This is a genomic window from Paraburkholderia sp. BR14374, assembly GCF_040948685.1.
Lineage (GTDB): Bacteria > Pseudomonadota > Gammaproteobacteria > Burkholderiales > Burkholderiaceae > Paraburkholderia > Paraburkholderia youngii.
The window spans coordinates 155,551-173,975 of sequence record NZ_JBFPKF010000011.1 but is presented as its reverse complement, the minus strand read 5'-3'; the positions used below and the strand labels follow the sequence as shown (position 1 = coordinate 173,975).

Annotated in this window: 14 protein-coding genes; 6 read left to right on the top strand and 8 right to left on the bottom strand. The window is 64.7% G+C overall.

What is annotated here, in order from left to right; genetic code table 11:
- Positions 1–83 precede the first annotated feature (83 nt).
- The 3 genes from treA to AB3X86_RS24290 form a co-directional block, all read right to left on the bottom strand.
- Positions 84–1,892 (bottom strand): alpha,alpha-trehalase TreA, encoded by a 1,809-nt coding sequence (treA, locus tag AB3X86_RS24300; protein ID WP_368597983.1) that lies wholly within the window; start codon positions 1,890–1,892, stop codon positions 84–86.
- Between the two features lie 334 nt (positions 1,893–2,226).
- The gene (locus AB3X86_RS24295; RefSeq protein ID WP_368597982.1) at positions 2,227–3,714 is read right to left on the bottom strand and encodes an alkaline phosphatase family protein; all 1,488 of its coding nucleotides are present in this window, start codon (positions 3,712–3,714) and stop codon (positions 2,227–2,229) included.
- A 190-nt stretch (positions 3,715–3,904) separates the two neighbouring features.
- Entirely contained in the window at positions 3,905–5,821 is a 1,917-nt protein-coding gene (locus AB3X86_RS24290) for a potassium transporter Kup (protein ID WP_368597981.1), read from the bottom strand.
- A 658-nt stretch (positions 5,822–6,479) separates the two neighbouring features.
- Here AB3X86_RS24290 and AB3X86_RS24285 point away from each other — a divergent pair.
- The 5 genes from AB3X86_RS24285 to AB3X86_RS24265 are packed head-to-tail and all read left to right on the top strand — an operon-like array spanning position 6,480 to position 11,798.
- Positions 6,480–7,175 (top strand): TetR/AcrR family transcriptional regulator, encoded by a 696-nt coding sequence (locus AB3X86_RS24285; protein ID WP_368597980.1) that lies wholly within the window; start codon positions 6,480–6,482, stop codon positions 7,173–7,175.
- On the top strand, positions 7,172–8,137 hold the full coding sequence (locus AB3X86_RS24280; protein WP_368597979.1) for an HlyD family secretion protein: 966 nt from the start codon (positions 7,172–7,174) through the stop codon (positions 8,135–8,137). The genes AB3X86_RS24285 and AB3X86_RS24280 overlap by 4 nt, the downstream gene beginning before the upstream one ends.
- Positions 8,134–9,120, top strand: coding sequence for an ABC transporter ATP-binding protein (locus tag AB3X86_RS24275; RefSeq protein WP_368597978.1), 987 nt, complete (start codon positions 8,134–8,136; stop codon positions 9,118–9,120). The genes AB3X86_RS24280 and AB3X86_RS24275 overlap by 4 nt, the downstream gene beginning before the upstream one ends.
- A gap of 32 nt (positions 9,121–9,152) precedes the next feature.
- Positions 9,153–10,268, top strand: coding sequence for an ABC transporter permease (locus tag AB3X86_RS24270; RefSeq protein WP_176378610.1), 1,116 nt, complete (start codon positions 9,153–9,155; stop codon positions 10,266–10,268).
- A gap of 12 nt (positions 10,269–10,280) precedes the next feature.
- Positions 10,281–11,798, top strand: coding sequence for an efflux transporter outer membrane subunit (locus AB3X86_RS24265; protein ID WP_368597977.1), 1,518 nt, complete (start codon positions 10,281–10,283; stop codon positions 11,796–11,798).
- 12 nt (positions 11,799–11,810) lie between these two features.
- On the opposite strand, the gene AB3X86_RS24260 is transcribed toward AB3X86_RS24265, so the two are convergent.
- From AB3X86_RS24260 to benA, 5 genes are all read right to left on the bottom strand, one after another.
- A complete protein-coding gene (locus AB3X86_RS24260) occupies positions 11,811–13,028 on the bottom strand; it encodes a benzoate/H(+) symporter BenE family transporter (RefSeq protein ID WP_368597976.1) in 1,218 nt (405 codons plus the stop codon).
- 173 nt (positions 13,029–13,201) lie between these two features.
- Positions 13,202–13,993, bottom strand: a complete 792-nt coding sequence (locus tag AB3X86_RS24255) for a 1,6-dihydroxycyclohexa-2,4-diene-1-carboxylate dehydrogenase (RefSeq protein ID WP_176368008.1) — start codon at positions 13,991–13,993, stop codon at positions 13,202–13,204.
- The gene (benC, locus tag AB3X86_RS24250; RefSeq protein ID WP_368597975.1) at positions 13,990–15,012 is read right to left on the bottom strand and encodes a benzoate 1,2-dioxygenase electron transfer component BenC; all 1,023 of its coding nucleotides are present in this window, start codon (positions 15,010–15,012) and stop codon (positions 13,990–13,992) included. The genes AB3X86_RS24255 and benC overlap by 4 nt, the downstream gene beginning before the upstream one ends.
- A 25-nt stretch (positions 15,013–15,037) precedes the next feature.
- Positions 15,038–15,529 carry a benzoate 1,2-dioxygenase small subunit gene (gene benB, locus AB3X86_RS24245; protein WP_176111472.1) on the bottom strand — a complete coding sequence of 164 codons (492 nt, stop codon included), beginning with the start codon at positions 15,527–15,529 and terminating at the stop codon, positions 15,038–15,040.
- Positions 15,526–16,893: a benzoate 1,2-dioxygenase large subunit gene (gene benA / locus AB3X86_RS24240; RefSeq protein WP_368597974.1), complete on the bottom strand. Its 1,368-nt coding sequence runs from the start codon at positions 16,891–16,893 to the stop codon at positions 15,526–15,528. Before benA ends, benB begins: the two co-directional genes overlap by 4 nt.
- A 447-nt stretch (positions 16,894–17,340) precedes the next feature.
- On the opposite strand from benA, the gene AB3X86_RS24235 reads away from it, so the two are divergent.
- Positions 17,341–18,258: a LysR family transcriptional regulator gene (locus tag AB3X86_RS24235; RefSeq protein WP_176111474.1), complete on the top strand. Its 918-nt coding sequence runs from the start codon at positions 17,341–17,343 to the stop codon at positions 18,256–18,258.
- Positions 18,259–18,425: the final 167 nt, after the last annotated feature.

The window sequence follows — 18,425 nt, the reverse complement described above, 5'->3', positions numbered from 1 at the left end:
CGAGCTATCCCAAGCATGCTAACGGGCTGCGTCGCCGTCAGGCAGTCAACCCATCATCCTGGTATCGCCACTACCTCTTCCGACTAGCGGCCCGCGGGCGTCGCGCTGTGCGACGTCTGCGGCGCGGCCGCCGCCGATGCCGCCGCATCCGACACCCCCGCCGCGCCGCCCGGCAGATCGGCCGGCTTCGTCGAACTCACCGCATCCGGATAGAGCTGCATCAGCACGCGCAGCACACCATTGGTCCAGCCAAAGCCGTCCTGTAGCGGATACTCGCCGCCGCCCGCCGACTTGTCGCTCGCGTCGACGTCGTACTTCTCGACCAGCTTGCCGGTGCGCTGGTAGTACACGACGTTGGTGCGAATCCAGCGGGTCGCGATATCACGCGCGAGCTCCGGCTCGCTGTAGCGGCGCAGCCCGATCACCGCGAGGTACTGCAGCGGCGCCCAGCCGTTCGGTTCGTCCCACTGCTGTCCGGTATCGGTCCTCGTCGTCGCGAGACCGCCGGGGCGCAGCAGATCGCGCCGGATCGTCTGCGCCAATTCGCGCGCGTCGTTGCGTGTCGCAACGCCCGTGTAAAGCGGGTACACGGTCGCGGCAGTCAGCCGGTGCGTGAGCGTGCGGTGCACGAAGTCGTAGTCGGCGAAAGCGTGCAGTTGCGGATCCCACAGCATCCGGCGGATCGCATCGGCTCGCACGCGGGCGCGTAGTTCGAGATTCTCCGCGTGGCCTGCGTCGCCGGTCACCCGGTAGGCTTTCGCGAGCGCGCGTTCGAGCTCCACCATCAGGCAGTTCAGGTCCACTGGCACGAGCGAGATCACGTCGATGGTCGCGAGCGTCCTGCCGTCGGCGAACCAGCGCGAACTGAAATCCCAGCCGGTTTCGCCGCCCGCGCGCAGGTTGCGCCACAAATCCTGCGCGTTGCGTTGCGGTATCTGCTGCGCCGTCATCACATCCTCGCGGTACGACTCGTCGCGCGGCGCCGCGCGCTCGTCCCAGTAGCGATTGAGCAGCGTGCCGTCGGCGAGGCGCACCAGATGGCGCGCCGCGTTGCCGGGCGACAGATGATCGCTGCCCGCCATCCAGTACGCGTATTCACGGCGCAGCTCGGGCAGATAGCGTGCGTAGACCTGATCGCCCTCTTTGCGCGCGACGAGCTGCACCATCTGCGCGAAGAACGGCGGCTGCGAACGGCTCAGGTAATACGTGCGATTGCCGTTGGGGATATGGCCATAGCGGTCGATCAACGTCGAGAAATTGTTCAGCTCGTCGTCGACGAGCGCGCGCTGGCCGCTCGCGTCGAGCCCCAGCAGAATGAAGTACGAGTCCCAGTAGTAGATCTCGTCGAAGCGGTCGCCCGGCACGATGTAGGACGACGGCAGCGGCAACAGCGAAGCGTACGGGCTGGCGCTCGCATCCGGTTCGCGGCGCAGCACGCTCCACAGCGTATCGATGTGCGCGGTGACGCTTTCGTTCGGATCGGACACATAGCGCTTCGGCTCGCGCGGGGGCAGCGTGAAGCGCTGTTCGACGAATTGCTTCAGGTCGAAGCGCGGCTGAGCGCGCTGGCTTTCGTAGTCGGCGATGACTTGCGGCGGCGGCTCGTTTGGCGACATGTCGGCGAACGTCTTGCTGTCCGGGTACAGATGCGCGAGTTCGACGTCGCGATACAGGTCGCCATACAGCTCGGATGGCGGCGTCGGCACGACCGGCGACGGCTGCGCGTGATCCGTGTTGCCGACGCGCCCGGCCGCGGCGCTGCTCCCGGCATTCGCAGCGGCAGCCGATGCGGGCAGCGTAAGGGCCGGCACGGCCGGCTGGGTGGGCGCGACCGTCGGCGCGGATTGCGCGGTGACGCTGCTGCTTGCGGCGAGCGCAAGCGCGGTGGCCACGGAGGCTAGAACGCAGCGGTACGGCCGCTCGCGGGAAGACCAAACGGGAAGATCGGAACGAAATGGCATCGGCGGACCCGTTGAGGACGACGCGGTGACGTCGACGTAGGCGGCCCGCCGCGCGTGCCGATCCTATGCTGCACGCTACCGCGGGGCTTCGAGAGGGTCTCGCCAGCAAATGCGGGGCCCGCTTCGCAAAACGATGTCGCGCGCAAGCGCTCTTTACCGGGTGCTGACCAGGTTCTTACCGAACTGCGCTCGAAGCATGAGCCTTCATCGGGCCGCGCGGTCCGGCGCCGGCTTGCGGCCCGCTCATTCTAGGCGGAAACCAGCGTTAGCCTCCGGTCGCGAATCCTAATGACGCCGCCTTCGCGCGCAGATCCGCGAAGCGGTCCGCCGTCGGGTTGATCGCCCGCTTTTGCGACTGATCGACCGCCGATAGCGAGTTCGACGGCGAAGGCACGACCGCCCCCAGGCAGGCTCCGCCGAACGGCCCTTGGGCGACAGTGAACGCGGGAGCGTCGGTGCGCGGCGCGTCGTTGAAATCGAGCGCGTAAGCGAGATTGAAGGTCGCCCGATCGCCGCCGCGCACGCCGAGCGGCTGCAAGCCGAAGCGCCATTGCAGCAGCGCGTGAATCGAGCTGGGGTCGAACGGATAGCGCGTGATCGAACCCGCGCGCACGCGCGGGCCCAGCAGCGCGAGCGGCACGCGAAAGCCGAGCTTGCCGTCGTTGCCGAGCGTGAGCTCGTTGTTGCTGATCGGCCTGGTGGGCGGCACCACGTGCTCGAGAAAGCCGCCCCATTCGTCGTAGACGACGATCATCAGCGTGCGGCTCCACGTCGGGCTCGTGCGCAGCGCCTCGTAGACCTGCGCGAGAAACGCCTCGCCGTCGCGGATGTCGGCATGTGGATGATCGTCGGAGGAAACGCCTTCCGGCTCGCCGGTAAATGACGGATCGATCATGCAGAATGGCGGCAGCGTCCCCGCCGCGGCATTCACGAGGAAATCCGCAAACGGGCGCGAAATGCCGACATACCGCGTGCCATAAAGCGCCGTGATCGGCACATCGTGGTAGTAGTAGCGAGCGTCGACATCGGCGTCGCTCAGCTTGTCCCAGATCGTCGCGAGCGACGACGTGTCGGCGCTGTCGTCGAGCCGGTCCGTTGCGCCGCTATGCAGATAGAGGCGATTGGGAAACGTGCTGGTGAGGATACCGCTGAAGTAAAAGTCGCCGATCGTGTAACTGCTGGCCACGGCGTCGAAAAATTGCAGGTCGGCCTGCGTGTAGAAGCCGATAGGCAGCAGGTCGCCCCGGCTCAGGCTCGTGCCCGGCGTGAGCAGCCAGCCATTCATCGCACCCGATGCCAGTTGCGTGCGGCCCCCCGAAAAGCTGTGATTGGGGTCCAGGAACGCGCACGCCTGATAGCCGTACGCGGCATTCGCCGCGAGCGAAAACGGCGTTTGCGTCGCGCCGAACGCATCCTTGAACTTCTGGTTCGCGGGCATGCCCTCGGCGCCCGGCACCCAGCCGAGGAAATGGTCGAACGAACGATTTTCCATCGTGACCAGCACGATGAAGTCGATGCCCGAGCTGGCCGGCGCGGGCAACGCCGGGCGCGGCAGGCTATAGCGGTCGGCGGCGTTGGGCGCCGGAATATCGGTAATCGAGGGCGCGGGGTCGCCACCTCCTCCGCCCGTTAAGTCGTCTCCGCCCGATCCGCCACCGCAACCCGATAGCGCGACACTGCCGGCCACCGCGGCTACGCCAGCAAGAAAGCGGCGGCGGTCGTGTGCATGAGTCTTGTGAGTCTCGTCGCCCATCACACGCCTCCCTGATTGGCTGCGGCGCGGGCATTCGTCCATGCCTGCCCGCCCGCGAAGCAACACGCGCGCGTCGATTGGAGCGGCGGTTGGTCGTTGGCAGCAAGTTTCGAACCCGAGGGAGTGGCGGGCCGTTGCGAAGTGGCGATGTCCAACGAATTACTTCAAAGGTAGAGGAGGCCTTGTCCGTCTAGATCTCCACGCGCGCGCCGACTTCGATCACCCGATTGGCCGGCAGTTTGAAGAAAGCCGCGATATTGCCCACGTTGTGCAGCATCACCGCGAACAGCCGCTCGCGCCATAGCGCCATGCCGTGGGCGCGCTTGGGCACGACAGCCGCGCGGCTCAGGAACCAGGATGTGTCGTCCAGGTTGAACGTGAGTTCCGGCGACTTGTAGGCGGCCAGCGTGCGTGGCAAGTCCACTTCGTCCTTGAAGCCGTAATTCACCGTTGCGTGCCAGCAACCCGCGCACAGCGGCCTGATCTGCACGCGCTCGCTGTCGGCCACCCTCGGCACGCTTTTCGTGATTACGCTCAGGAAAACCGTGCGCTCATGCAGCACACGGTTGTGCCGCAGGTTGTTGACGAGCGCGTGCGGCACTGCTTCGGCGTCCGGCGTCAGGAAGATCGCCGTGCCGCCCACACGCGTCGGCGAACTTTCGAGCAGCGTGGTGAGGTACTGTTTGAGCGGCGTCTTTCCCGCCCGCATGCGCGCTTCGGCCAGCATCATCTCCCAGCCGCGTCCCCACGTCGCCATGATCGTGAACATGATCGCGCCGACCACGAGCGGGAACCAGCCGCCGTCGACGATCTTGAGCAGGTTCGCCGAGAAGAACAGCGCGTCGATCACGAAGAAGAACGAGGTGGAGAGCACGCACAGCAGCCAGTTGTAGTGCCACGCGTAACGCACGACGAAGAACGTCAGGAATGTGGTGATCAGCATCGTACCGGTCACGGCGATGCCGTACGCGGCCCCGAGCGCCGTGGACGAGCGGAAGCCCAACACCGCCGCGACCACGGCGATCAGCAGAATCCAGTTGATGCCGGGCACGTAGATTTGCCCGATCTCGCGCTCCGACGTATGTACGATGTTCATGCGCGGCAGGAAGGAAAGCTGCATGGCCTGCATCGTCATCGAATAGGTACCCGAAATAACGGCTTGCGACGCGATCACGGTGGCGATCGTCGCCAGCACGATCATCGGCACGATGGCCCACTGCGGGAACAGTCGGTAGAACGGGTTTTGCACCGCGCCAGGGTTCGCCAGCAGCAGCGCGCCCTGGCCCAGATAGTTCAGCGCGAGCGCGGGAAAAACGACGCCGAACCACGTAACACGGATGGGTCGCTTACCGAAATGGCCCATGTCGGCGTAGAGCGCCTCGGCGCCCGTCAGCGACAGCACCACCGCGCCGAGCGCGACGAACGCCAGCCAGCGGTGATGCATGACCAGGCGGAGACCTTCCAGCGGATTGAGCGCGTACAGCACGACCGGCGTGGCTATGATGTTCGCGACGCCCGCCGCGCCGATCACGACGAACCAGAGCACCATCACTGGCCCGAACACGGCGCCGATGCCGCCCGTGCCGTGCTTTTGCGTGACGAACAGCACGATCAGCGCGGCGAGTGTCACCGGAACCACATAGGTTTTGAGCCCGGGCTCGACGACCTCGAGCCCTTCAACGGCGCTCAGCACGGATATGGCTGGCGTGATGACGCTATCGCCGAAGAACAGCGCCGCGCCCATCACCCCCACCACGAGGAGCCCGCGACGCAAGCGCGGCCGCGACGCGATCGACGACGCCGCGAGCGCGAGCAACGCCATGATCCCGCCTTCGCCGTGATTATTCGCCCGCAGGATCAGGACGACGTACTTCAGCGAAACGACGATCATCAGCGACCAGAAAATCAGCGAAACGATGCCGACGATATTGAAAGCATTGAGCGTGAGACCGTTGGCGGGATCGAACACGGTGGCGAGCGTATAGAGCGGGCTCGTGCCGATGTCGCCATAGACCACGCCGAGCGCGGCCAGCGCGAGCGCTGGAAGAGCCGGTGAGGCGTCGCCGTGGCCTTCCTTCCCCGACGCGGCGGTTGCGGAATGTGCCATGTCTCCCTCCTCATACGAATCGCGCCTGAGCCGTGATGGCCGCGCCGCGGGTTCGCTTCGATTCTTTCGTTTCGTTGACGCGAATTCGTCTTGGTCGTGCGCGCTGGATCGGGCCAGTGCGCTAGAGAAGTATAGAAATTTCCGGCGAAAATGCGCTTTGCGCAGCAGTCACGCGTTTGGCCGACGCCGTCGCTGCGTCCATTGTCAGCTCAACGTCAGGTAGAACGGCGCAAGGGTCAGCAGACCGCCTCGTCCGTCCGTCTCGAAGGCGCCGTGCGGGCATGCTCTCCGGGTTCCATGATTTCCACGAGCCGCTGCTGGTAGTGCTCCGGCAAATACTCCGCGAGTGAATAGCTTCTGCCCTTGTCCGCCAGATGTATCGCGAGTCGATCCAGTGGTTAATTCGTCGGGAATTTTATGAAGTCATTTTCGACGACTGTGTGTGAGAGCGCGCCAAGCAAGTAACCGTTCTTTTACTGCGTCTTACAGCCGGGGTGATTTTAGAAGTGCTATTACGCCGCGAAAGCTTAACGGCGGCCACCCTCAGCCAGGGTTTCCCCTCCTTCAGCACATCAAAACTTGTCCTACTATCAAGCAGTTAAAACTAACTAACTCATCAGTTAGTCCGGTGTCCATGCCGCAAGTCGCCCGTTCCAGAATGGGTCGTCGTCCTCATCCGCAGGACTTCGACGCACGCGAACATCTGCTCGATGTCGCGGTGGCGCTGTTCGCCGAGCGCGGGATCGCCAACACGACGGTGGCGCAGATCGCGGCGGCGAGCGGCGTGACGTCCGCGATGGTGCACTACTGGTTCCAGACCCGCGAAAAGCTGCTCGACGCGTTGTTCGAGGAAAAGCTGGTCGCCGCGTTCGGCGCCATCTGGGACCCGGTCGATGCCGAACGCGACGATCCGCTCGCGCTGACGCAAGGCATCGTCAAACGCATGTTCGACGTCACCGAGGCCATGCCGTGGCTGCCTTCGCTATGGCTGCGCGAAATCATCAACGAAGGCGGCCTGCTGCGCGAGCGCGCGTTTGCGCATATCCCCGTGCAAAAGGTCGCCGCGTTCGGTCAGAACATCGCACGCGGTTGCGCGTCGGGTCAGTTGAATGCGCAGCTCGAACCGTTGCTGCTGTTCAACTCGGTGCTCGCGCTCGTGATGCTGCCGCAGGCAACCGCCAGGATCTGGCAACGCCTGAATCCGCGCAGCTCGTTCGATCGCGCGACGCTCGAACGCCACGTCGTCGCGCTGCTCACGCAGGGCATGAGCGCAACCACGACGGTCAAGACCAGCGCCAGGGCAAGGAGCCGGGCGACGTCCACCGCACGCCGCGCGAAAGGAAAGCCGTCATGATTCCGTCCGCCCGCTCATCCACACGTGTCGCGTTGCTTGCGCTGTGCATCGCGTGCGCGAGCTGTTCGCAACAACCGGCGAACACATGGCAAGGCTATGTGGAAGGCGAGTTCCTGTACCTCGCGTCTTCGCAGGCGGGCCAGTTGACCGAGCTCGCGGTCTCGCGCGGGCAGACCGTTGCGCAGAACACGCCGCTGTTCGCGCTCGAAGCGCAGAACGAAACCGACGCCGTGGCGCAGGCCAACGAGCAACTGCGCTCGGCCCGCGCCCAGCTCGCCGACCTCGGAACCGGCAAGCGTCCGCCGGAAGTCAACGTGACGCGCGCGCAACTCGTGCAGGCCAAAGCCGATGCGGCGCGCGCCGCGACCCAGTTCCGCCGCGACCAACAGCAATTCGACGCCGGCGGCATTGCGCAAAGCCAGCTCGACGACTCGCGCGCGAGCGCGCTGTCGAGCGCCGCGCACGTGCGCGAGTTGCAAAGTCAGCTCGCCGTCGCGCGTCTGCCGGGACGGATCGAACAGATCCGCGCACAGCAGGCGCAAGTCGACGCCGCGCAGGCCCAACTCGGCCAGGCCCAATGGAAGCTCGATCAGAAAAGCGTGCACGCGCCGCACGCGGGCCTCGTGTTCGACACGATGTTTCGCAGCGGCGAATGGGTGCCGGCGGGCAGCCCCGTCGTGCGCATGTTGCCGCCGGAAAACGTCAAGGTGCGCTTCTTCGTGCCGCAAGGAGTGGTCGGTTCGCTCGCGCCGGGCCGTCGCGTATCGATTCATTGCGACGGGTGCGCCGCCGATGTGCCGGCCGTGCTCAGCTTCATCTCGGACCAGGCGGAGTACACGCCGCCAGTGATCTTCAGCAACGAAAGCCGCGCGAAGCTCGTGTTCATGGTCGAAGCCAGACCGCGAACCGCCGATGCGCCGAAGCTGCGGCCCGGCCAGCCCGTCACGGTCACGCTGCAATGAGTGCGTCCGCGCCGCCCCCCGCCAACGCCAGCGACCCCGTGTACGCGATCGATGTGCACGGGCTGAACAAGCATTTCGGCACCAAGCACGTGGTCAACGACGTGACGATGCAGGTGCGGCGCGGCGAGATCTTCGGTTTTCTCGGCCCGAACGGCAGCGGCAAGACTACCTGCATCCGCATGATGTGCGGACTGCTGACGCCGGACTCCGGCAGCGGCACCTGTCTCGGCTACGACATCGTGCGGGACAGCGCGCAGATCAAACGCCGCACCGGCTACATGACGCAGCGCTTCTCCTATTGGGAAGATCTGTCGATCCGCGAAAACCTCGACTTCGTCGCGCGCATCTACGAGATGAAGAACCGCCGCGAGGCGGTGGATCGCGCGCTCGAACAGCTTGGGCTGCAAAGCCGTGAGAAGCAGTTGGCCGGCGCACTGTCGGGCGGATGGAAGCAGCGTCTCGCGCTGGCCGCGTGCATGCTCCATGAACCGGAACTGCTGCTGCTCGACGAGCCGACCGCCGGTGTCGATCCGAGCGCGCGCCGCGACTTCTGGGAAGAGCTGCACCGCCTCGCGGCGCGCGGCATCTCGGTACTCGTCAGCACGCACTATATGGACGAAGCGGAACGCTGCCACAAGCTCGCCTATATCGCGTACGGCAAGCTGCTCGCGCAGGGTACGTCGAAACAGGTGATCGACTCGCAAGGGCTCGTGACGTGGGCCGTGTACGGCCAGAATCTCGTCGAGCTCGGCGACCGGCTGCGCAGCTCGCCCGGCGTCGAGCAGACGGTCGCGTTCGGTTCGTCGCTGCACGTGAGCGGGCCCGACACGCCCGAACTCCACGCGAGCATCGACCAGTTGGAACGCTCGAACCCCACGCTACGAATCGAAAGACAGGAAACCGGCCTCGAGGACGTGTTCATCTTCATGATGAACCGCTCGACCGACAACTATGCAACGCCTTCCGCGGGCAAAGCATCGTGAATTCCGCGCGCCGACTTCCGCGCTTTTCGCTGATGCGCTGGTGGAGCATCGTGCGCAAGGAGTTTTTGCAGCTGAAGCGCGACCGCATCACGTTTGCGATGATGATCGTGCTGCCGATCATGCAGATGGCGCTGTTCGGCTTCGCGATCAATACCGACCCGAAGCATCTGCCGACCGCCGTCATCGCCGCCGATCACAGCGAGTTCACGCGCAGCTTCCTGATGGCGATGCGCAACTCCGATTACTTCGACATCGTCTCGACGCTGCCCGATGAAGAGTCCGGCCGCCGCGCGCTCGCGCAAGGCAAGGTGCTGTTCGTGCTGAATATTCCGGTCGGTTTCACCCGCGAGCTGGCCAAGGGCGCGCGGCCCTCGCTGCTCGTCGAAGCCGACGCGACGGACCCGATGGCGGTTGGCACCGCGCTCGGCGCATTGCCGTCGATCACGCAGTCGGTACTGCAGAAGGACCTCACGGGTCCGCTGTCGCCGCTCGCGGTCGGCCCCACCGCTTTCGATGTTCAATTGCACCGGCTCTACAACCCCGAAAGCATCACCCAGTACAACGTGGTGCCGGGCCTGATGGGCGTGATCCTGACGATGACGATGGTGATGATGACGGGCCTCGCGATCACGCGCGAACGCGAGCGCGGCACGATGGAAAATCTGCTGGCTACGCCCGTGCTGCCGCTCGAAGTGATGACCGGGAAGATCGTGCCATATGTGGCGATCGGTCTGGTGCAGGTCAGCATCATTCTCGCGGCCGCTCGCTTCGTGTTCAACGTGCCGTTCGAAGGTGGTCTGATCGCGCTGTATCTGTCCGCGCTATTGTTCGTCGCGGCCAATCTGACGATCGGCATTACGTTGTCGTCGCTCGCGCAGAATCAGTTGCAGGCTATGCAGCTGACGATGTTCTATTTTCTGCCCAACATCCTGCTGTCCGGATTCATGTTCCCGTTCGCGGGCATGCCGAAGTGGGCGCAGTACATCGGCAACCTGTTGCCGCTCACCTACTTCAACCGGCTCGTGCGCGGCATTCTGCTAAAAGGCGTCGGTTGGGCCGACATGTGGCCGCATGTGTGGCCGCTGCTGATCTTTCTGTTCGTCGTGATGGGCGTCGCCGTGAAGTTCTATCGACGCACGCTCGATTGAGGAAGGCCTGCAATGTGTTCCGCCCCTCGCTTTCTTGACGTGGTTTTTCATCGCGCGGCTTGTTTATCCGTCACGCGTCGGCTCGCCGCCTGCGGCGCAAGCGCGGCCTTGTGCGCGTGCACCGTCGGCCCCGATTTCCATCGGCCCGACGTGACCAGCGTATCGAGCTATACCGCCGCGCCGCTTGCGGCAAGCACGGTCGCCGCCGATGGTCCCGGCGGCGCCGCGCAACACTTCGTGCCGACTGAGGTGCCCGGCGACGGCTGGTGGCGCGCGTTCGGCTCGCCGGCGCTGAACGCGCTGGTGCAGCAGGCGCTCGACGACAGCCCGACCCTCGCGCAAGCCCGCGCGAAACTCGACGAAGCGCAGCAGGACTACCGCGCGCAGGCGGGCGGCACGCTGTGGCCGCAGGTCGATGCGAACCTGTCGACCACGCGCGAGAGGATCGATCCCGAAGCGCTGGGCTTCGGCCAGCTGACGCAAGGCCGCGCGTTTGCGCCGTTCACGCTGTACAGCGCGCAAGTCACCGTGTCGTACACGCTCGATCTGTTCGGCGCGAATCGCCGCGCGCTCGAAGCGGTGGCTGCGCAGGTCGACTATCAGCAATACGAACTCGAAGCCGCGCGCTTGACGGTCGCGGGCAATGTGGTGACGGCGGCGATCCGGCGCGCGTCGCTCGCGCGACAGATCGCACTCACAGAGGCGCTGCTCGCGAATCAGATGCAGCAACTCGATATCGCCGAACACCGCTATCACGCGGGCGGCATCTCCGAGGTCGATCTGCTGAGTCAGCGCACGCTGGTGCAGCAAACCCGCGCGACGTTACCGCCGTTGCGTACGGAGCTTGCACAGACCGATCATCAGCTCGCGATCTATCTGGGACGCGCGCCAGCGGAATTGGCCACCACGCACGACCTTGCCGCACTCGACCTCGATACGCTCGTGCTGCCCGCCGACCTGCCGCTGACCTTGCCGTCGACGCTCGCGCAGCAGCGGCCCGACATTCGCGCGTCCGAGGCGTTGTTGCATCAGGCGAGCGCGAACCTCGGCGTCGCGACCGCGAACCTGTATCCGCGTATCACGCTGTCGGGCAGCGCGGCGACCGAACGTGTCAACGTGTCCGATCTGCTGACGGGTTTCAACGTGTGGAACTTTGGCGCGGGTCTCACGCAGCCGCTGTTTCATGGCGGTGAACTGCTGGCGCGCAAGCATTCGTCCGAGGCGGCCTACCAGGCGGCGCTCGCCGTGTACAAGCAAACCGTGCTGCAGGGACTGCAACAGGTCGCCGACGCGCTGCGCGCGCTCGATCAGGACGCGATTGCGTTGCAGGCGCTCGATGCCGCGCAGCGCAGCGCCCAGCACAGCGCCGGTATTGCGAGTCAGCGTTATGCGGCGGGCGGCATCAGCCAATTGACGCTGCTCGATACGCAGCGCCAGCAATTGCAGACCGGACTCGATCGCACCAAAGCCGCCGCGCAGCGTTATGCCGATACCGCCGCGCTGTTTCAGGCGCTCGGCGCGCGGCCTTGAGTTACCGCTTCTTCACTGGTTTGCCGACGTCTCGCGCCGCACCTTGTTCAGCACGAGGTAGGCGAGCGAGCCGATCACGATGCCCCAGAACGCGGAGCCGAGCCCGAGGAAGGTCATACCGGATGCGGTCGCGAGAAACGTGATGACCGAGGCCTCGCGATGGTCTTCGTCCTGGATCGCGCCCATCACGTTCGACGTGATCGCACCGATCAACGCGAGGCCCGCCAGAATCGCGACGAATTCCTTCGGCAGCATCGTGAACAGCGCGACGATCGCACCGGCGAAGGTCCCGCCGATCAGATAGAACACGCCGTTGGCAATGCCCGCGATATAGCGCTTGTCCGGCTCGTCGTGCGCGTCCTTGCCGGTGCACAGCGCCGCCGTGATCGCGGCGATGACGATCGTGATGCCGCCGAAAAACGCCACGCCGATCGACGCGATGCTGGTCGCTGTGATGATCGGCCGGGCCGGCGTGTGATAGCCGGACACGCGCAGAATCGCCATGCCCGGCAGGAACTGGCCGGTCAGACTGACGACGACGAGCGGCAGCGCAAGACTCAGCGTCGAGCTCAGCGTCCATTCGGGTTGGATGAAGATCGGCCGCGTGACTTGCAGCGGCAGCGCGCCGAGGTGCGCGGCGCCGAGCGCGATGGCGAGGACCGTGCCCGTCAGCAACACCAGCACGATGCAATAGCGCGGCAGCACGCGCCTGAAGACGATGTACGCACCGATCATGCCGAACGCCAGCGCCGGCATCGACGCGGCCGCCTTGAACGCATGCGTGCCGAACTGCAGCAGAATGCCGGCCATCATCCCGCAGGCGATGCCCTTCGGAATGCGGCGCACCATTCGATCGAAATAGCCCGATATGCCGATCAGCAGAATGATCACGGCCGCGCTCAGATACGCGCCCACCGCCTGATGCAGCGTCAACCCGGGGAACAGTCCGACTAGCAGCGCGGTGCCGGGCGCGGACCACGCGGTCACGACCGGCACCTTCAGCTTCCAGCTCGCGAAGATGCCGGAGACGGCCGCGCCGATCGAGATGCCCCATACCCACGACGCGACCATCTCGTTGGGCATGTGGGCCGCTTGCGCGGCCTGGAAGAAGATCACGAGCGGGCCCGCGTACGAGATCAGCACGGCCAGAAAGCCGGCCACGATGGCGGACACGGACCAGTCGGCCGCAATGGCGCGCGTGGTAGGCGCCTGGCTAGGGGTGGGATTCATCGTCGATGTGGGTCGTGGCGGCCCGTTGTCGGTGACGCGCGCCGGGCGGCGCATGTCACCGCGAGTGACCGCGAATCACCGCATGTCACCATCCGGCAGCGGAGTCATGCCGGGCCGATAGTATGAAGGACAATTGCCGCGCGGCCTATCGGCGTCGTTCGGCCCGCCGCTCGCTAGCCCTGATCGCCGCCGCCGACCGGCAGCACGGTGCCGGTGATATACGACGCTTCGTCGGAAGCGAGGAACAGGATCGCGCCGACCTGTTCGTCGATCGTGCCGTAGCGATGCATCAGGCTCGACGCGATCGTCTGATCGACGATGCCCTGATACCACGTCGCTTCCTGCTCGCTTTGCGGCGCGGTATTGCGCGGCACGCGGCGCGGCGGCGCTTCGGTGCCGCCGGTCGCGACCGCGTTGATGCGGATGCCGTGTTCGGCATGCTCGAATGCGAGGCTCGCGGTCAGCGCATTGACGCCGCCTTTCGACGCCGCGTACGGCACGCGATAAATACTGCGCGTCGCAATCGACGACACGTTGACGATCGCGCCGCTCGCGCGCTCGAGCATAGCGGGCAACACCGCGTGGCAGCACCACAGCGTCGGGAACAGCGAACGCCGCACCTCGGCCTCGATCTGCTCCGCTTCATACTCCTCGTACGGCTTCGCCCAGATCGTGCCGCCGACATTGTTGACGAGCGCGTCGATGCGGCCGAACGCATCGATCGCGAAAGCCGTCATCGCAGTCGCGCCCGCATAGGTTTCGAGGTCGGCGATGAACGCGCGCGCGTCGCCGCCGGCGCGCGCAATCTCTTCGGCCACCTCGTGCACGATCGGCGAACGGTCCACCAGCACCACCGCCGCGCCCTCGCGCGCCGCGCGCAGCGCGACGCCGCGGCCGATGCCCTGGCCCGCGCCGGTCACGACGAGCACCTTGTCCTTGAAGCGATCGGTAAAGGTCGAGGTCATGCTACGTTGCTCGCCGAGAATTTTTCGTAGTAGAAGTTCGCGGGCTCGACGCTGCTGTCGCGCAGCCAACCCTGCACCGCTTCGACCATCGCGACCGGGCCGCACAGGTAGACGTCGACGTCGCCGCTATTGAGCCATTCGCTGTCGACGTGCGCGGTCACGTAGCCTTTGCGCTCGTGGCTGCTCGCGGCATCGACGACACAGGTGCGGTAGCTGAAATTCGGCAGCCTGCGCTGCGCTTGTTCGAGCTGTTCGAGCGCGACCAGGTCGATGTCGTGGGTCACGCCGTACACGAGGCGCACCGGCTGCGTGTTGCCGCTCGCCTTCAGCACGTCGAGCATCGACAGGAACGGCGGGATGCCGGTGCCGCCCGCGAGGAACAGCACCGGACGCTGTGGATCGCGCAGATAGAAGCTGCCGTAGGGACCCGTGAAGCCGATCCGCTGGCCAAGCTGTGCATCGCGGCTCAGAAAGCCGCTCATCTTGCCGTCCGGCACGTTGCGCACGACGAACGCCGCGCGCGTCGCGCCCGGCGCCGAGCTGAACGAATACGACCGGCTCTCGCCGCTCACGCCCGGAATCTCGACGTTCACGTATTGACCCGCGAGAAAGCTCGGCGCGCTCGCGCCGTCGATATCGATCGAGAAATGGATGGTCGAATCCGACAGCCGTTCGACCGCCGCGAGCGTACCTTCGAAACGCGACACCCCGGTCTTGCACGCCGCCGACGACGCCTGCACGCGAATCACCAGATCCGAGCGCGGCCGCGTCTGGCACGCGAGGATATAGCCCTTGCCCGCTTCTTCGGGGGTCAACGCATCTTCGACGTAGCTCTCCTCGGGCATGTCGTACGCGCCCGATTCGCACAGTCCGCGGCAGGTGCCGCACGCGCCTTCGCGGCAGTCGAGCGGAATGTTGATCTTCTGCCGGTACGCGGCATCCGACAGCGTTTCGTTCTCACGGCAACTGATGAAGCGCGTGACGCCGTCTTCGAACTGAAGTGCAATAGTGTGTTCCATGACCTGTCTCCTGCAACCGCACCGGCTAGATGTGGTAGATGTCGATGACCTGATTGATGTAGTCGTTCTTCAGCACGACGTACTTGCTCAGGATTTGCGGCTCGGCGCCGTTGAAGTCGATCACGTAGCGCGACATGCCGAAGTAGCTGTAGTTGGTCTTGTAGCGATGGCTCAGCGTGTGCCAGTTGAAGCGCACCGTGTACACGCCGCTCTCCGCGCTCTCCACTTCGACGTTCGCGACGTTGTGGCTCGTGCGCGTATCGGGCATCGTCGCGCTGGAACGCTCGGTCTTGATGCGAAACACGCGGTCTTCGAGGCCCTGGCGGTTCGGGTAATAGATCAGCGAAATCTCGCGCTGCGGATCGGTGACGAGCTTGTCCTCGTCGTCCCACGACGGCATCCAGAACGACGCGTCCGGGTGATAGCAGGCGAGCCACTCGTCCCATTGCTCGTCGTCGAGCAGGCGGCTTTCGCGGAACAGGAAAGCCTGAATATCGGTGATGGCGATGTTGCTCATGCGCGGCTCCCCGGCGCGTTCAGCGCCTTTTTCATCGTGTCGATCCAGTAGCGGTGCTGCACCGTGTAGAGGCCTTCGTCTTCGGTTTTCACGCCGCTCATCACGGGGTTCAGGCCGATCTTTTGCGCGGCTTCGTCGGCGCCGTCGATCCAGTGCTTCGAACCGCGGCACATGTCGTTCCATTCGACCGCGCGGGCCGCATAGCCCAACTGGCAGGCGCGGAATTCCTCGAGGTCATCGGGCGTGGCCATGCCGCTCACGTTGAAGAAGTCCTCGTATTGACGGATGCGGCGCGAGCGCGCTTCGTCGGACTCGCCCTTCGGCGCGATGCAGTAGATCGTCACCTCGGTCTTGTTGACCGACAGCGGCCGCAGCACGCGAATCTGCGAGCCGAACTGGTCCATCAGATACACGTTCGGGTAGAGGCACAGGTTGCGCGAGTTCTGGATCATCCAGTCAGCGCGCTCGGCGCCGCGGCGCGCGGCGAATTCCTCGCGGCGGCTAAAGTTCGGACGGTCTTCAGGATTCGCCCAGCGCGTCCACAGCAGCATGTGGCCGTGCTCGAATGCGTAGAAGCCGCCGCCCTGACGGCCCCAGCTGCCCGCATCCATCGCGCGGATCTTGTCTTCGCGCGCGTTTTCTTCCTTGCGATGATTGGTCGTCGCCGCGTAGTTCCAGTGCACGGCCGACACGTGATAACCGTCCGCGCCGTTTTCCGCGGTCAGCTTCCAGTTGCCTTCATACGTGTAGGTCGACGAGCCGCGCAGCACTTCGAGTCCGTCTTCCGACTGGTCGACGATCATGTCGATGATGAGCGCCGCCTCGCCGAGGAACGTCTCGAGCGGCGGCACGTCATCGCTCAGGCTGCCGAACAGGAAGCCGCGATAGTTGCCGAAGCGCGCGAGCTTCTTCAGATCGTGCGAGCCTTCCTTGTTGAAGCAGTCGGGATAGCCCGCGTCCGAGGGATCTTTGACCTTCAGCAGCTTGCCGCTGTTGTTGAAGGTCCAGCCGTGGAAGGGGCACGTATAGGTGGCCTTGTTGCCGCGCTTGTGGCGGCACAGCATCGCGCCGCGGTGCGTGCACGAATTGATGAACGCGTTCAGCTCGCCCTGACGGTTGCGCGCGATCACGACCGGCTGCCGGCCCATGTAGGTCGTGAAATAGTCGTTGTTGTTCGGAATCTGGCTTTCGTGCGCGAGATAAATCCAGTTGCCCTCGAAAATGTGCTGCATTTCGAGTTCGAACAAACGCTCGTCGGTAAACGCGCTGCGATGCAGGCGGTAATCGCCGCGCTCGCGGTCTTCGACGAGAAAGTCGTCGATATTCTTCAATTGTGGAGTGTGATCCGGGTAGATCGGAATCATGCGTGTCTCCTGGTACGGACTGTCGGTATGCGTGCGAAGCACGCGTGTAGGGAGCGGCCTGCCTGCCGCGAGGCCGGCTGGCCGGTTGGTCTTTCACGTCGGGGAGTGGAGGCGGTGCGCCTCCGGGGGCTGCGTCAGGTCGCGGTGCGCAAGGGTTCGACCTTCGGCACGAGAGGCGGGATGTCGGTGGACAACCCTTTCGGCAGGGTTTCGATTTCAGCGTGTTTCATTGCTGCTCCTGAACTCTTTCTAAGTCTTGGATCCCATGCGCCAGGATTTGCCTGCGCCGTCTCCGTGGGGCCGACCGACGCTTCAGACCGGGCCGAGTTGTCAATGCTCGGGAGGTATAATTTTGCGGGGCGTCTACGGTGACTGAAGGATAGTTGCACGCCATTTGCATCGTCCAACACTGATTTAGTATCGCGACGATACTTAGAAGGTATTTTTATGGAATTGCGCCACCTGCGCTACTTCGTGGCCGTTGCCGAGGAATGCAACTTCACCAAGGCCGCCAAACGTCTGCATATTGCGCAGCCGCCGCTGAGCCGGCAGATCCAGCAGCTCGAAGACACCCTCGGCGTGCAGCTGTTCGAGCGCAACTCGCGGCCGCTGAAACTGACCGAGGCGGGCCGCTTTTTCTATTCGCACGCGGTGCAGCTGCTCGCGCAAACGACGGAAATCGAGGCGATGACGCGGCGCGTCGGCAAGATCGAGCGGAGTTTGTCCGTGGGCTTCGTCGGCTCGACGCTGTACGGCATGCTGCCGAAAATCATCCGGCGCTTTCGCACCGAGAACAGCACCGTCGAGCTGAGCCTGCACGAGATGTCGACGATGGATCAGATCAAGGCGCTCAAGGAAGGCCGCATCGACGTCGGCTTCGGCCGCATTCGTCACGAAGACCCGAGCATCCGGCGCGTCGTGCTGCGCGAAGAACGGATGATCGTCGCGCTGCCGCTCGGCCATCCGCTGATCGACGCGAAGCCGGTGCTGTCAATGCACGACCTCACCAGCGAAACGCTGATCATCTTTCCGAAGGCGCCTCGGCCCAGTTACGCGGACCAGGTGCTGGCCGCGTTTCACGATCGCGGGCTGAAGCCGCAGCGGCTCTACGAGACGCGCGAGTTGCAGATCGCGCTCGGCCTCGTCGCCGCGGGCGAAGGCATCTCGATCGTGCCGGCCAGCGTGTACGGCTTGCAGCGCGGCGACATCGCCTATAAGGACCTCGACGATGAGAACCTCGTGTCGCCGATCATCATGAGCATGCGCATGCTCGACGAATCGGCCGACATCCAGCGCATGCAGGAACTGATCTACGCGCTGTACAACGAACAGCACATGACCTATCTACCGCCTTCGCATCAGTAGCGCGGATCGCGCGGTTCGCGGCTAGACGTTCATGCGGGCGCCGCCGTAACGAAGTTGTATGGACAAGCTCGTCGCCACGGTATAGACCGCGGGTATACGCGAAAATTCCGGCTGAGCCCGCAGCCTTTCAATCAGCCTGATCATCCTGCCCGCAAGGCTTCTACGCC

Coding starts and splice junctions, on each gene's coding strand:
- AB3X86_RS24295 (WP_368597982.1), bottom strand. CDS start 3,714: ATGGGCGACGAGACTCACAAGACTCATGCACACGACCGCCGCCGCTTT.
- AB3X86_RS24290 (WP_368597981.1), bottom strand. CDS start 5,821: ATGGCACATTCCGCAACCGCCGCGTCGGGGAAGGAAGGCCACGGCGAC.
- AB3X86_RS24285 (WP_368597980.1), top strand. CDS start 6,480: ATGGGTCGTCGTCCTCATCCGCAGGACTTCGACGCACGCGAACATCTG.
- AB3X86_RS24280 (WP_368597979.1), top strand. CDS start 7,172: ATGATTCCGTCCGCCCGCTCATCCACACGTGTCGCGTTGCTTGCGCTG.
- AB3X86_RS24275 (WP_368597978.1), top strand. CDS start 8,134: ATGAGTGCGTCCGCGCCGCCCCCCGCCAACGCCAGCGACCCCGTGTAC.
- AB3X86_RS24270 (WP_176378610.1), top strand. CDS start 9,153: ATGCGCTGGTGGAGCATCGTGCGCAAGGAGTTTTTGCAGCTGAAGCGC.
- AB3X86_RS24265 (WP_368597977.1), top strand. CDS start 10,281: ATGTGTTCCGCCCCTCGCTTTCTTGACGTGGTTTTTCATCGCGCGGCT.
- AB3X86_RS24260 (WP_368597976.1), bottom strand. CDS start 13,028: ATGAATCCCACCCCTAGCCAGGCGCCTACCACGCGCGCCATTGCGGCC.
- AB3X86_RS24255 (WP_176368008.1), bottom strand. CDS start 13,993: ATGACCTCGACCTTTACCGATCGCTTCAAGGACAAGGTGCTCGTCGTG.
- benC (WP_368597975.1), bottom strand. CDS start 15,012: ATGGAACACACTATTGCACTTCAGTTCGAAGACGGCGTCACGCGCTTC.
- benB (WP_176111472.1), bottom strand. CDS start 15,529: ATGAGCAACATCGCCATCACCGATATTCAGGCTTTCCTGTTCCGCGAA.
- benA (WP_368597974.1), bottom strand. CDS start 16,893: ATGATTCCGATCTACCCGGATCACACTCCACAATTGAAGAATATCGAC.
- AB3X86_RS24235 (WP_176111474.1), top strand. CDS start 17,341: ATGGAATTGCGCCACCTGCGCTACTTCGTGGCCGTTGCCGAGGAATGC.